At 64.9% G+C, this 12,554-nt stretch carries 12 protein-coding genes; 11 read left to right on the top strand and 1 reads right to left on the bottom strand.

Annotated elements, in window-relative coordinates:
• Window positions 1–13 precede the first annotated feature (13 nt).
• The 11 genes from nuoL to AC3FOF_RS05915 all read left to right on the top strand — a co-directional run bounded on the left by nuoL (window position 14) and on the right by AC3FOF_RS05915 (window position 11,203).
• On the top strand, window positions 14–2,113 hold the full coding sequence (gene nuoL / locus AC3FOF_RS05865; protein WP_488726032.1) for an NADH-quinone oxidoreductase subunit L: 2,100 nt from the start codon (window positions 14–16) through the stop codon (window positions 2,111–2,113).
• Window positions 2,114–2,126: 13 nt separating this feature from the next.
• Window positions 2,127–3,593 (top strand): NADH-quinone oxidoreductase subunit M, encoded by a 1,467-nt coding sequence (locus AC3FOF_RS05870; RefSeq protein WP_017224319.1) that lies wholly within the window; start codon window positions 2,127–2,129, stop codon window positions 3,591–3,593.
• An 18-nt stretch (window positions 3,594–3,611) separates the two neighbouring features.
• On the top strand, window positions 3,612–5,087 hold the full coding sequence (gene nuoN, locus AC3FOF_RS05875) for an NADH-quinone oxidoreductase subunit NuoN (protein ID WP_488726033.1): 1,476 nt from the start codon (window positions 3,612–3,614) through the stop codon (window positions 5,085–5,087).
• Between the two features lie 19 nt (window positions 5,088–5,106).
• Window positions 5,107–5,415: a DUF2818 family protein gene (locus AC3FOF_RS05880; RefSeq protein WP_017224321.1), complete on the top strand. Its 309-nt coding sequence runs from the start codon at window positions 5,107–5,109 to the stop codon at window positions 5,413–5,415.
• 52 nt (window positions 5,416–5,467) lie between these two features.
• Window positions 5,468–6,097 carry an NUDIX hydrolase gene (locus AC3FOF_RS05885; RefSeq protein ID WP_017224322.1) on the top strand — a complete coding sequence of 210 codons (630 nt, stop codon included), beginning with the start codon at window positions 5,468–5,470 and terminating at the stop codon, window positions 6,095–6,097.
• 271 nt (window positions 6,098–6,368) lie between these two features.
• A complete protein-coding gene (locus tag AC3FOF_RS05890; RefSeq protein ID WP_017224323.1) occupies window positions 6,369–6,818 on the top strand; it encodes a DUF1178 family protein in 450 nt (149 codons plus the stop codon).
• A gap of 96 nt (window positions 6,819–6,914) precedes the next feature.
• On the top strand, window positions 6,915–8,117 hold the full coding sequence (locus AC3FOF_RS05895) for an acyl-CoA dehydrogenase family protein (RefSeq protein ID WP_488726034.1): 1,203 nt from the start codon (window positions 6,915–6,917) through the stop codon (window positions 8,115–8,117).
• 13 nt (window positions 8,118–8,130) lie between these two features.
• On the top strand, window positions 8,131–9,249 hold the full coding sequence (locus AC3FOF_RS05900; RefSeq protein WP_488726035.1) for an acyl-CoA dehydrogenase family protein: 1,119 nt from the start codon (window positions 8,131–8,133) through the stop codon (window positions 9,247–9,249).
• A 66-nt stretch (window positions 9,250–9,315) separates the two neighbouring features.
• Entirely contained in the window at window positions 9,316–9,765 is a 450-nt protein-coding gene (locus AC3FOF_RS05905; protein ID WP_017224326.1) for a MaoC family dehydratase, read from the top strand.
• A gap of 243 nt (window positions 9,766–10,008) precedes the next feature.
• Window positions 10,009–10,488 (top strand): MaoC family dehydratase, encoded by a 480-nt coding sequence (locus tag AC3FOF_RS05910; protein WP_017224327.1) that lies wholly within the window; start codon window positions 10,009–10,011, stop codon window positions 10,486–10,488.
• A 91-nt stretch (window positions 10,489–10,579) separates the two neighbouring features.
• The gene (locus tag AC3FOF_RS05915; protein ID WP_488726036.1) at window positions 10,580–11,203 is read left to right on the top strand and encodes a hypothetical protein; all 624 of its coding nucleotides are present in this window, start codon (window positions 10,580–10,582) and stop codon (window positions 11,201–11,203) included.
• Window positions 11,204–11,230: 27 nt separating this feature from the next.
• On the opposite strand, the gene AC3FOF_RS05920 is transcribed toward AC3FOF_RS05915, so the two are convergent.
• Window positions 11,231–12,535 carry an MFS transporter gene (locus AC3FOF_RS05920; protein ID WP_017224329.1) on the bottom strand — a complete coding sequence of 435 codons (1,305 nt, stop codon included), beginning with the start codon at window positions 12,533–12,535 and terminating at the stop codon, window positions 11,231–11,233.
• Window positions 12,536–12,554: the final 19 nt, after the last annotated feature.

Here is a 12,554-nt window from a genome sequence, read left to right on the forward strand (position 1 = left end):
CACTAAGCGTCCTATGGCAACCACGCTCGACCCCAACCTGCTACTGGCGATCCCGCTCGCACCGCTAGCCGGTGCAGCCATCGCCGGCCTGTTCGGCACCAAGTTCTTCGGCCTGATCTCCTCGGAGACGCGCGCCGGCCGCACGCTGGCCCACACCGTGACGATTCTCGGTGTGGCGATCTCCTGCCTGCTGTCGATCATCGTGCTGATGGACGTCATGAACGGCGCGAGCTTCAACGCCACCGTGTACGAGTGGATGAAGATCGGCGACCTCAAGATGGAAGTGGGTTTCCTGGTCGACTCGCTGACCGCGATGATGATGGTGGTGGTGAGCTTCGTCTCGCTGATGGTGCACATCTACACCGTCGGCTACATGAGCGAAGACCCCGGCTACAACCGCTTCTTCGCCTACATCTCGCTGTTCACCTTCTCGATGCTGATGCTGGTGATGAGCAACAACTTCCTGCAGCTGTTCTTCGGCTGGGAAGCTGTGGGCCTGGTGTCGTACCTGCTGATCGGCTTCTGGTACACCCGCCCGACCGCCATCTTCGCCAACCTGAAGGCATTCCTGGTCAACCGCGTGGGTGACTTCGGCTTCATCCTCGGCATCGGCCTGCTGCTGGCCTACAGCGGCAGCATGAACTACACCGACGTCTTCGCCGCGCGCGACCAGCTCGCCACGGTGATCTTCCCGGGCACCGACTGGATGATGATCACGGTCGCCTGCATCTGCCTGTTCATCGGCGCCATGGGCAAGTCGGCCCAGTTCCCGCTGCATGTGTGGCTGCCCGATTCGATGGAAGGCCCGACCCCGATCTCCGCGCTGATCCACGCCGCCACCATGGTGACGGCCGGCATCTTCATGGTCGCGCGCATGTCGCCGCTGTTCGAACTGTCGGACACCGCGCTGTCCTTCGTGCTGGTGATCGGCGCCATCACCGCGCTGTTCATGGGTTTCCTGGGCATCATCCAGAACGACATCAAGCGCGTGGTGGCTTACTCCACGCTGTCGCAGCTCGGCTACATGACGGTTGCGCTGGGCGCCTCCGCCTACTCGGTGGCGGTGTTCCACCTGATGACCCACGCCTTCTTCAAGGCGCTGCTGTTCCTCGCGGCCGGCTCGGTCATCATCGGCATGCACCATGATCAGGACATCCGCAATATGGGCGGCCTGCGCAAGTACATGCCGATCACCTGGATCACCTCGCTGGTCGGTTCGCTGGCGCTGATCGGCACGCCGTTCTTCGCGGGCTTCTACTCCAAGGACTCGATCATCGAGGCCGTGGCCGAGTCGCACATCGCTGGTTCGGGCTTTGCCTACTTCGCGGTGCTGGCCGGCGTGTTCGTCACGGCGTTCTACTCCTTCCGCATGTATTTCCTGGTGTTCCACGGCGAAGAGCGCTTCGGCAAGGAAGACCACCACGCGCATCACGCGGGCAACCATGACGACGAGGAAGTCACGGCCGACCACCATCATGGCCTGGCTCCGGGCGAAAAGCCGCACGAATCGCCGTGGGTGGTGACGCTGCCGCTGGTGCTGCTGGCCATCCCGTCGGTGGTGATCGGCGCCATCGCGATCGGCCCGATGCTGTTCGGCGACTTCTTCAAGCATGGCGTGGCCTTCAAGGAAGTGATCTACGTCGGCGAGAACCACCATGCGATGGAAGAGCTGTCGCAAGCCTTCCACGGCTGGGTGGCGATGGGCCTGCATTCGCTGACCACGCCCGTGCTGTGGCTGGCGATCTCCGGCGTGGTGCTGTCCTGGTTCTTCTACATGAAGCGCCCGGATATCCCGGCTGCCATCAAGCAGCGCTTTTCCGGCCTGTACACGCTGCTCGACAACAAGTACTACATGGACGCGATCAACCAGGCCGTGTTCGCCCGCGGTGCCCGGCTGCTCGGTGCCGGCCTGTGGAAGGGCGGTGACCAGGGCCTGATCGACGGCCTGGTGGTCAACGGTGCTGCGCGCGTGGTGGCCTGGTTCGCGTCGGTGAGCCGTTACCTGCAATCCGGCTACATCTATCACTACGCATTCGCCATGATCCTGGGCATGCTGATCCTGCTGACGATGACGGTGTTCGGCACCTCGTTCGCCACGGTGAGCGTCAAGTAAGGAAAACAAGAAAATGGTTCTGTCTTTCGCTATCTGGCTGCCGATCTTTTTCGGCTTGCTGGTCCTTGCCTCGGGTTCCGACCGCAGTCCCGGCTATGTCCGCTGGATGTCGCTGTTCGGCTCGGTCGCCAGCTTCATCGTGACGCTGCCGCTGGTATTCCACTTCGACCGCTCCACGGCGGCGATGCAGTTCGTCGAGAAGTCGAACTGGATCGAGCGCTTCAACATCAACTACCACCTGGGCGTCGACGGCATCTCGATGTGGTTCGTGGTGCTGACCGCCTTCATCACGGTGATCGTGGTGATCTCGGCCTGGGAAGTGATCACCGAGCGCGTGGCCGAGTACATGGCCTCGTTCCTGATCCTGTCGGGCCTGATGGTCGGCGTGTTCTGCGCGCTCAACGGCATGCTGTTCTACGTGTTCTTCGAGGCCACGCTGATCCCGATGTACATCATCATCGGCGTCTGGGGCGGCCCGAACCGCGTGTACGCAGCCTTCAAGTTCTTCCTCTACACGCTGCTCGGCTCGCTGCTGACGCTGGTTGCGCTGCTGTACCTGTACAGCAAGACCGGTACCTTCGACATCCTCGAATGGCACCAGGCCAAGCTGTCGATGAACGAGCAGCTCGCGCTGTTCATCGCTTTCTTCCTGGCTTTTGCGGTCAAGGTGCCGATGTGGCCGGTCCACACCTGGCTGCCCGACGCCCACGTGGAGGCGCCGACCGGCGGCTCGGTGGTGCTGGCAGCCATCATGCTGAAGCTGGGCGCCTACGGTTTCCTGCGGTTCTCGCTGCCGATCGCGCCGGATGCCAGCCATAGCATGGCGGCATTCATCATCACGATCTCGCTGATCGCGGTGATTTACATCGGCCTGGTTGCACTGGTGCAGGCCGACATGAAGAAGCTGGTGGCGTACTCGTCGATTGCACACATGGGCTTTGTCACGCTCGGTTTCTTCATCTTCAACGAGATCGGCATCGAGGGCGGCATCATCCAGATGATCTCGCACGGCTTTATCTCGGGCGCCATGTTCCTTTGCATCGGCGTACTGTACGACCGCGTGCACTCGCGCCAGATCGCCGATTACGGCGGCGTGGTGAACACCATGCCGAAGTTCGCGGCGCTGTCGGTGTTCTTCGCCATGGCCAACTGCGGCCTGCCGGCCACCTCGGGTTTCGTCGGCGAGTTCATGGTGATCCTGGGCGCGGTCAAGTTCAACTTCTGGATCGGCCTGCTGGCAGCCACCGCGCTGATCCTGGGCGCAGCCTATTCGCTGTGGATGGTCAAGCGCGTGATCTTCGGCGACGTGGTGCACAAGCACGTGGCCGAACTGGTCGACCTGAACAAGCGCGAGTTCGTCATGCTCGGCCTGCTGGCGATCATGACGCTCTATATGGGCCTGTATCCGAAACCCTTCACCGATGTGATGCACGCTTCCGTGGTGAACCTGCTGTCGCACGTGGCGCAGTCGAAGCTGTAATCGGGGAGAGAAACAAACATGCAACCGTCCTCGACATTGGCACCTGTGGCGCCAATCATTTTCCTGGCGATCGCGGTCGCCGCGGTCAACTGGATCGACCTTGCCCGCGGCAAGACCCGCTTCAGCGTGGCCTATCCGCTGTCGCTGCTCACCACGCTCGTGCTGACCGTCTGGTTCGGCCTGAACGCGGCCGCCGGCGAGACGCACTACGCCTTCGCCAACCTGGTGGTGGTGGACCCGATGGCCAATGTGCTGGCGGCCACCGCTGCGGCGGCGCTGTTCGTCACGCTGGTCTATACCCGCCAGTACGTGGCTGACCGCGACATGTACAGCGGCGAGTTCTACATGCTCGCGCTGTTCACGCTCGGCGGCCAGATCGTCATGATCACCGGCAACAACTTCCTGACCCTGTACCTGGGCCTGGAACTGCTGTCGCTGGCGTCCTACGCGCTGGTCGCCCTGCGCCGCGACAACCGTGTGACCTCGGAGTCGGCCATCAAGTACTTCGTGCTGGGCGCGCTGGCCTCGGGCTTCCTGCTCTACGGCATGTCCATGCTGTACGGCGCGACGGGCTCGCTGAACCTCGGCGAAGTCTTCCGCGTCGTGGAGTCGGGCCGCGTCAACACCACCATGCTGGCCTTCGGTGTGGTCTTCCTGGTGGCCGGCATTGCGTTCAAGATGGGCGCCGCGCCGTTCCATATGTGGATTCCGGACATCTACCAGGGTTCGCCGACCGCGGTGACGCTGCTGATCGCCGGTGCCCCGAAGCTGGCGGCCTTCGCCATGGCGCTGCGCCTGCTGGTGGAAGGCCTGCTGCCGCTGGCGGTGGACTGGCAGGTCATGCTGGTCGTGCTGGCCGTGGCCTCGCTGGCCATCGGCAACCTGACCGCCATCGTGCAGACCAACCTGAAGCGGATGCTGGCGTATTCCACCATCTCGCACATGGGTTTCCTGCTGCTGGGCATGCTGTCCGGCGTGGCTGACGGCAAGACCGACGGCGCCGCCAGCGCTTACGGTTCGTCGATGTTCTACGCCGTAACCTATGTGATCACCACGCTGGGCACTTTCGGCATCATCCTGCTGCGCGCCGGCAAGGATTTCGAGGCCGAGACCCTGGACGACCTCAAGGGCCTGTCGCGCAAGAATCCCTGGTATGCGCTGCTGATGCTGGTGATGATGTTTTCGCTGGCCGGCATTCCGCCGACCATGGGCTTCTACGCCAAGCTGGCCGTGCTCGAGGCGGTGGTGCGTAGCGGCATGACCTGGCTGGCCGTGGTGGCGGTGCTGTTCTCGCTGATCGGCGCGTTCTACTACCTGCGCGTGGTCAAGCTGATGTATTTCGATGCACCGGCCGACGAGAACAAGCTGGAGTCCGGCATGGGCCTGCGTTCGATGCTGACCCTGAATGGCGCGGTCATCATTGCCCTGGGCCTGTTCCCCTCGGCGCTGATGAACCTGTGCTACCAGGCCATCCGCGCGACGCTGGCGTCCTGAGGCGCGAGGGCGCACCGATATGAGCTCTTCCTCGGCGGGTTGGTTTGTCATCTTGCTGGCATTGGTTTGTGCCAACCTGCCGTTTGTCAACCAGCGCCTGTTCGCGTTGATCCCACTGCGCTTCGCCAGGAAGCCGCTGTGGATCAGGCTGGGCGAGTTGATCCTGTGGTACGTGGGAGCCGGCCTGGCCGGCTTCGCGGTGGAGGCGGGGCTCGGCAATGCTTTCCCGCAGGGCTGGCAGTTCTACGCCATCACCGCCTGCATGATGCTGGTGTTCGCCTTCCCGGGCTTCACCTGGCAATACCTGGTCAAACATCGCGCGGCCTGAAGGCCGGGTTGCGAAGGCGCCCGGACCGGCCGCATCCGGATCCGGAGCTTTCATGAGCGACAAGACTGACACGCTGGACGCGGCCGAAATCACCGCCGCTGCCGATCCAGGCCTGAAGGAAGTCTGCGTGGCGTCCGCCACGCTGCACACAGGCAAGTTCCTCACCCTCAAGCAGGACATCGTCAAGCTGCCCGACGGCAAGCATGCCGGGCGCGAGTACGTGCTGCACCCCGGCGCGGTGATGATGATCCCGCTGTTCGACGACGGCACCGTATTGCTGGAGCGGCAGTTTCGCTACCCGGTGGGCGAGGTGATGCTCGAGTTCCCCGCCGGCAAGCTGGATCCCCAGGAGGGCGCGCAACGCTGCGGCGAACGCGAGCTGCGCGAGGAAACCGGCTACAGCGCGCGGCGCTGGGACTACCTCACCCGCATCCATCCGGTCATTTCCTATTCCACCGAGTTCATCGACCTCTTCCTGGCGCGCGACCTCACCGCCGGGCCGGCGCAGCTCGATGAAGGCGAATTCCTCGAAACCTTCATCGTGCCGGCGGGGCAGGTGATCGACTGGGTCCGCTCGGGCCGTATCACCGACGTCAAGACCATCATCGGCGCCTTCTGGCTGGAAAAGGTCATATCGGGCGCCTGGGAAGCCGGGGAACAGGCGCTGCCGGGACAGGCCTGAGTCCTTCGCCGGGTTTCGCAGGGTTGCCCACAGGCATCGCGGTGCCTGGCGGGCGCTGCCGCCGGAGCGCGCCCGGCATCCCATCCGGCATGCCGTCCGGCAAGCGCGTAGAATTCTCCTTCTTAGCCGTGTGATCGTGGCCTTACTCCCTGTTTCCCCGGGCCGGCGCAACCGCGCCAGCCGGGGCCGCCGAGGCCGCAAAAAAATTAGCACGACCGTTCACAAAATTCCGATTCACGGATAATATAGCTTTCGACGGGCTGGAAACATCATGAAGGTGCTCGACCTGCGCTGCGCGCAAGACCATCGTTTCGAAGGCTGGTTTGCTTCGGAGGACGATGCGCAGTCGCAGATTTCGCAAAAACTCGTCCAATGTCCGGTCTGCTCGGACCATGCCATCACCCGGCTGCCCAGCGCGCCGCGCCTGAACCTGTCGGGCGCGACCGCAGCACCGTCGGGCAAGCCGCCCGAGGCGAAGGCCCCGGCGGCCCAGGTGGCACTGCAGTCGCTTTACCTGAAGGCGGTAAAGCAGGTGCTGGCGCAGACCGAGGATGTGGGCGAACGCTTTGCCGAAGAGGCCAGGCGCATGCACTACGACGAAGCGCCGGAGCGCGGTATCCGCGGCAAGGCTTCGCCGGATGAGGTGCAGGCGCTTGCCGAAGAAGGCATCGAAACTTTCCAGCTCGTGGTGCCGGATGCGCTCAAGCAGACGGCTCACTGAATAGCGTCCTGTGCCCGAGGCAGAGTTTGTTGCCGGCGCATGACGCGCTAGCAAGAACAATATGCCGGTCTCACACCGGCATCACTGGAGACGGGCATGGATCTCAACTATTCGGCGTCCGACGATGCTTTCCGCGCCGAAGTGCGCGGCTGGCTGGAGGCCAATCTGCCGGCGGAAATCAGCAGCAAGATTCTCAATCACCGCCGCCCCAATCGCGACGACCTGGTGCGCTGGCACAAGCTGCTGGCCGGCCGCGGCTGGTCCGCGCCGCACTGGCCCGTGCAGTATGGCGGCACCGGCTGGAACGCCACCCAGCGCCATATCTGGGATGAGGAAAATGCCCGTGTCGGCGCGCCCGGCGTGCTGCCCTTCGGCGTGGCCATGGTCGCCCCCGTGATCATGAAGTACGGCAGCGAGGCGCAGAAGCAGTACTACCTGCCGCGCATCCTGGATTGCACCGACTGGTGGTGCCAGGGATACTCCGAACCGGGTTCGGGTTCCGACCTGGCCTCGCTGAAGACCCGCGCCGAACTGACCTCCGACGGCAAGCACTACATCGTCAACGGCCAGAAGACCTGGACCACGCTCGGCCAGCACGCCGACATGATCTTCTGCCTGGTCCGCACCGATCCCGAAGCCAAGAAGCAGGAGGGCATTTCCTTCCTGCTGATCGACATGAAGACCCCGGGCATCACCGTGCGCCCGATCATCATGCTCGACGAAGAGCATGAAGTGAACGAAGTCTTCTTCGACAACGTCCAGGTGCCGGTGGAAAACCGCGTGGGCGAGGAGAACCGCGGCTGGACCTACGCCAAGTACCTGCTCGGCCACGAGCGCACCGGCATCGCCCGCGTGGGCAACTCCAAGCGCGAACTGGGCTTCCTCAAGCGCGTCGCCAGGCAGCAGCAGAAGAACGGCCGCCCGCTGCTGGAAGATCCGCTGTTCGGCGCCAAGGTCGCCGCGCTGGAGATCGAGCTGATGGCGCTGGAACTGACCGTGCTGCGCGTGGTGTCGAGCGAGAGCGCCGGCAAGGGCCCCGGCCCCGAGGCCTCGATGCTCAAGATCAAGGGCACCGAGATCCAGCAGATGCTGACCGAGCTGATGGTGGAGGCCGTGGGCCCCTACGCGCAGCCGTTCGACACCGCCTACCTGGAATGCGAGCACGAGCACGCGGTGACGGGCTACGACGATGCCGCGCCGCTGGCGGCTTACTACTTCAACTATCGCAAGACCTCCATCTACGGCGGGTCCAACGAAATTCAGAAGAACATCATCAGCCAGATGATCCTGGGGCTGTGAGGAGACACGCGATATGAACTTCAATCTCAGCGACGAACAGAAGCAACTGGCTGACGCCGTCCACCGCTTCATCGACAAAGACTACGATTTCGAAACCCGCAAGAAGGGCATCAAGGCCGAAGCGGGCCATAGCGACGCCGCCTGGGGCGCGCTGGTCGAACTCGGCCTGACCGCGCTGCCGGTGCCGGAAGCGCAGGGCGGCTTCTCGGGCACGCCCATCGACATGATGGTGGTGATGCAGGAACTGGGCCGCGGCCTGGTGGTGGAGCCGTACTTCGCCACCGTGGTCGCCGCCTACGCGCTCAAGCTGGCCGGCGGCCAGGATGCGCTGCTGGAGCAGGTCGCCACCGGCGAGGTGAAGCTGGCCACCGCCTTCAACGAGCCGCATGCCCGCTATGCGCTCAACGATGTGCGCGTGACGGCCAGGGGCGGCAAGCTCAATGGCCGCAAGGTCGTGACGATTCACGGCGCGCAAGCCGGCAAGCTGGTGGTCTCGGCCCGCACCAGCGGCGCCGATGCCGATACCAGCGGCATTTCGCTGTTCTTGGTGGACCCGAAGGCAGCGGGCGTCAGCATCACCGACTACCGCACCATCGACAACCTGCGCGCGGCCGACATCACCTTCAAGGACGCACAGGGCGAGCTGCTGGGCACCGAAGGCGCGGCGTCCTCGCTGATCGAGCAGGTGGCCGACTACGCCGCCGTGCTGCTGTGCGCGGAAGCCGTGGGCGTGATCGACGCGCTCAACGCCGCCACGCTGGAATACGCCAAGACCCGCCAGCAGTTCGGCGTGCCGATCGCGCGCTTCCAGGCGCTGCAGCACCGCATGGTGGAGATGTTCATCCATGCCGAGCAGTCGCGTTCCATCACGCTGCTGGCCGCCGCCAAGTTCGACGAAGCCAGCCCGGAGGAGCGCCGTCGCCTGGCCTCCGCCGCCAAGGCGCGCGTGGGCCAGGCGGCCCGCTCGGTCGGCCAGGAGGCGGTACAGATCCACGGCGGCATGGGCGTGACCGACGAGTTGCCGGCGGCGCATATGTTCAAGCGCCTGACGCTGATCAACACCACCTTCGGTGACGTCGATCATCACCTGGGACGCTTTGCGGCACAGCCCGGCTTCCTGGAAACGGTCTGATCCTGCTGGAAGACGATAGCCGCGCCGGTTGTTCCAGGCGCGGTTTTTTTATTGACGGAGCGAACCATGTCCACCCTGTATTTCGAAGACTTCATCGTCGGCAGCAAGCGCGATCTCGGCACCCACCTGGTGAGCGAAGAAGAGATCCTGGCCTTCGCCCGCCAGTACGATCCCCAGCCCTTCCATATCGACAAGGAAGCCGCGCAGAACAGCATCTACAAAGGCCTGATCTCCAGCGGCTGGATGACCTGTTCTATCATGATGCGCCTGCTGGTGGACAATATGACCTCCAAGGCGGCCAGCATGGGCTCGCCCGGCGTGGATGAGATCCGCTGGCTCAAGCCGGTCTATGCGGGCGATACGCTGAGCGTGTCGCTGCTGGTGCTGGATGCGCGCGCCTCGTCGTCCAAGCCGGACCGCGGCGTGGTGCACACCCAGTGGGAGGCCACCAACCAGCGCGGCGAACTGGTCTGCACGGTCAAGGGCATGGGCATGTACGGCCGCCGGCCCGCCTGAGGTGTAAGGCCGGGGCGCCGACCGAAGCTGGCGGGATGCGCCGGCGCGGTTTGAAATGCCCGGCGGTTGTTACGCCCTCTCCCCTCGGGGGGAGAGGGCGCAATACAGCGCTTTGCATCGCGCAGCTTATCTTTGGACGCCGGCTCTGAGGTCCGAAGGATCATCGTAGATTCCGGCGTCAATGCATCACCCTGAATGAATCCCGGCCGATTCCGGCCAGCCAGGCAACAACAAGGAGACACCATGCGTACCATCGCTTCGCTTGAAGAACTGGAAAGCCTGCAGGGCCAGGAAGTGGCCATCAGCGACTGGATCGAGATCACCCAGCAGCAGGTCAACCAGTTCGCGGAGGCAACCGGCGATCATCAATGGATCCACGTCGACGTGGAGCGCGCGCGCCGCGAGTCGCCGTTTGGCGGTCCGGTGGCGCATGGCTTCCTGACCCTGTCGCTGCTGCCGGCCTTCATGCACAACGCCATCGATATGCCGGGTGTGAAGATGGGCGTCAACTACGGTCTCAACCGTGTGCGTTTCACCGCGCCGGTGCCGGTCGGCAGCCGCCTGCGCGCCCGCGTGAAGCTGTTGTCGGTGGAACGCCTCGAGCCGCTGCCGAATGCGCCCGGCCTGGTCGGCGCGCAGTCCAACTGGGAAGTCACGGTGGAACGCGAAGGCAGCGACCGTCCGGTCTGCGTGGCGGAATCGATCAGCCGGCGCTACTCGTAAGCCAGGCAGGGCCGCCGCACAAGGCGTGCGGCGGCCTGCGCCGTTTCTTTATCGGCGCCGGCCATGCGGGTGCCATCCAAGGGTTACCTACATGTCAGGCAGTGCAATCGATCTCGGCAAGTCCATGCTCAAGGCGGGCTCGCTTTATCTCTGGGAAATGGTGCGCTGCTGTGTGGCCGGGCTGGCGCTGAGCCTGCTGGCCTTCGCCGTCGTGGCCAAGGGCGGTGCCGGTGCGGGCTGGCCGCTTGCGGCGGCGGCGCTGGTGTTCCTGATCGCTTTTCCGGTGGCGTATTTTGTCGTCGCCCAGCAGCGCGCGCTCGATCGCGTGCTGGGCACGCTGGCGGATGCGCATGGCGAGCGTTTCTACGATGCCACGTTCGGCCGCTTCGTCGATACGCTGCAGGTCCAGCAGCCGGGCGCGCTGGCGAGCCTGCTGGCGCAGCCAAAGGCGCTGACGGCCCGCTTCCAGGGTTTTCTCGAGCGTAGCGAACGCATGCCCCGGCTGGCGCGCCGCGTGGCGCTGCATTTCGCCGGCAAGATCATCGCGGCGATACCGTTTGCCGGGCTCGCCGCGCAGGAAGCGCCCGCGGCCATCCGGGCGGCGGCTGTCACTACGCTGCAAGACCGCTTCGAAGCCTCGTGGCAAACCTTCCTGATCGTTGCCGCAGGCCAGGCCGCGCTGGCGGCCGCTGCCTGCTGGTGGTTGTCCCGCTGAACGGGGACCAGGGCGGCGGCAGAGGGCTCAGGCGGGCGAGCGCGCGCCCGCCGTTGCGTGCGTGGCCGCTGCCAGTGCCGTCGCCGAACGCTCGGGATTCAGCCAGCAAAGGCCGATCACGCCGGCCGCAACCAGCAGCAAGGCATTGATCGCGAAGCCCACCTCGAAGCCCCCGCTCATGCCGTGGCGCTGTATCAACTGTCCCACCACGGCAGGCGCCAGGCTGCCCGCCAGCGAGACCAGCGCGGTGTGGATGGACAGCACGCTGCCGCGCTGGGCCTCCGGCACGATCTGCGCCAGCATGGCCGGCGTCAGCGCGAACGCCACTGGCGGCAAACATGCCGCCACGGCAATCAGCAAGGTCCTTGGTACCGGCGGCAGCGCCACCGATGCGATCACCAGGTACACCCCGCCGCCCGCCAGCGCCGCGACCGAGATGATCACGCCGCGTGCCAGCCGCGACGATGCCCCTGCGCGCAGCATGCGTTGCGACAGCCAGCTCAGGACCAGCGTGACGGGCATGGACGAGGCTACGATGACGGCATACCAGCGCCCGGTGGTTATCGGGTCGAAGCCCAGGCCCTGCTCCAGGTAGGCGGGCAGCCAGGTCAGGCCCAGCGCCAGCGCCCAGTAGGCACAGAAACCCAGCGTCAGGCAGGCCAGCACGGTCGGATCGCGGAAGATCCGGCGGTAAGGGAGGCGCGCGGATATGGCCGTGGCGGTACCGGGGCGCTGGCCGGGCGTTCCCGTCAGCGGGCCCTCGCGGCCGACGCACAGCCACATGATGCTCCAGGCGGCGCCGATCGCGGCGAGGATCGCGAAGCTCGCGCGCCAGCCCCAGTGCATCGTCACCAGCGGAATGGTCAGTCCCGCCAGCAGCAGGCCCGCGGTAGCGCCCTGGTTGACCACCGCCACCGGCAGGTTGCGCTTGTGGTCGGGAAACCATTTGTAAAGCGCATGCACGGAGATCGGGAAGGCCGGCCCCTCGGCCGCGCCAAGCAACATGCGGCACAGCAGGATGGTCAGCGCCGAGCCGGCCAGCGCCAGCGGCACCTGCAGCAGCGCCCATGACAGGCCCATCGCCAGCAGCAGCCAGCGCGTGGCGATGCGATTGGAAAGAAAACCCACCAGCACGGTGGAGAGCGAGAACAGCCAGAAGAAGCTGCTGGCGATCAAGCCGAACTCCGATGGCGGTATCTTCAGGTCCGCCATCAGCGGCACCGCGACCATGCCCAGCACGATCTTGTCGAGGAAGTTGATCAGCGAGAGCCAGGTCAGCATCGAGGCCATGGCCCAGGCGCTGCGTGGCTGGTAGGACGGAAGTGGGCTCATGGGCTTGCCTGGGTGCGTC

This window comes from Cupriavidus sp. 96C5-1, from assembly GCF_057798855.1.

Bases quoted from the DNA above. Each gene is read 5' to 3' on its own strand.
- AC3FOF_RS05885 (WP_017224322.1), top strand. From the start codon at position 5,468: ATGAGCGACAAGACTGACACGCTGGACGCGGCCGAAATCACCGCCGCT.
- AC3FOF_RS05890 (WP_017224323.1), top strand. From the start codon at position 6,369: ATGAAGGTGCTCGACCTGCGCTGCGCGCAAGACCATCGTTTCGAAGGC.
- AC3FOF_RS05905 (WP_017224326.1), top strand. From the start codon at position 9,316: ATGTCCACCCTGTATTTCGAAGACTTCATCGTCGGCAGCAAGCGCGAT.
- AC3FOF_RS05900 (WP_488726035.1), top strand. From the start codon at position 8,131: ATGAACTTCAATCTCAGCGACGAACAGAAGCAACTGGCTGACGCCGTC.
- AC3FOF_RS05870 (WP_017224319.1), top strand. From the start codon at position 2,127: ATGGTTCTGTCTTTCGCTATCTGGCTGCCGATCTTTTTCGGCTTGCTG.
- nuoN (WP_488726033.1), top strand. From the start codon at position 3,612: ATGCAACCGTCCTCGACATTGGCACCTGTGGCGCCAATCATTTTCCTG.
- nuoL (WP_488726032.1), top strand. From the start codon at position 14: ATGGCAACCACGCTCGACCCCAACCTGCTACTGGCGATCCCGCTCGCA.
- AC3FOF_RS05895 (WP_488726034.1), top strand. From the start codon at position 6,915: ATGGATCTCAACTATTCGGCGTCCGACGATGCTTTCCGCGCCGAAGTG.
- AC3FOF_RS05880 (WP_017224321.1), top strand. From the start codon at position 5,107: ATGAGCTCTTCCTCGGCGGGTTGGTTTGTCATCTTGCTGGCATTGGTT.
- AC3FOF_RS05910 (WP_017224327.1), top strand. From the start codon at position 10,009: ATGCGTACCATCGCTTCGCTTGAAGAACTGGAAAGCCTGCAGGGCCAG.
- AC3FOF_RS05915 (WP_488726036.1), top strand. From the start codon at position 10,580: ATGTCAGGCAGTGCAATCGATCTCGGCAAGTCCATGCTCAAGGCGGGC.
- AC3FOF_RS05920 (WP_017224329.1), bottom strand. From the start codon at position 12,535: ATGAGCCCACTTCCGTCCTACCAGCCACGCAGCGCCTGGGCCATGGCC.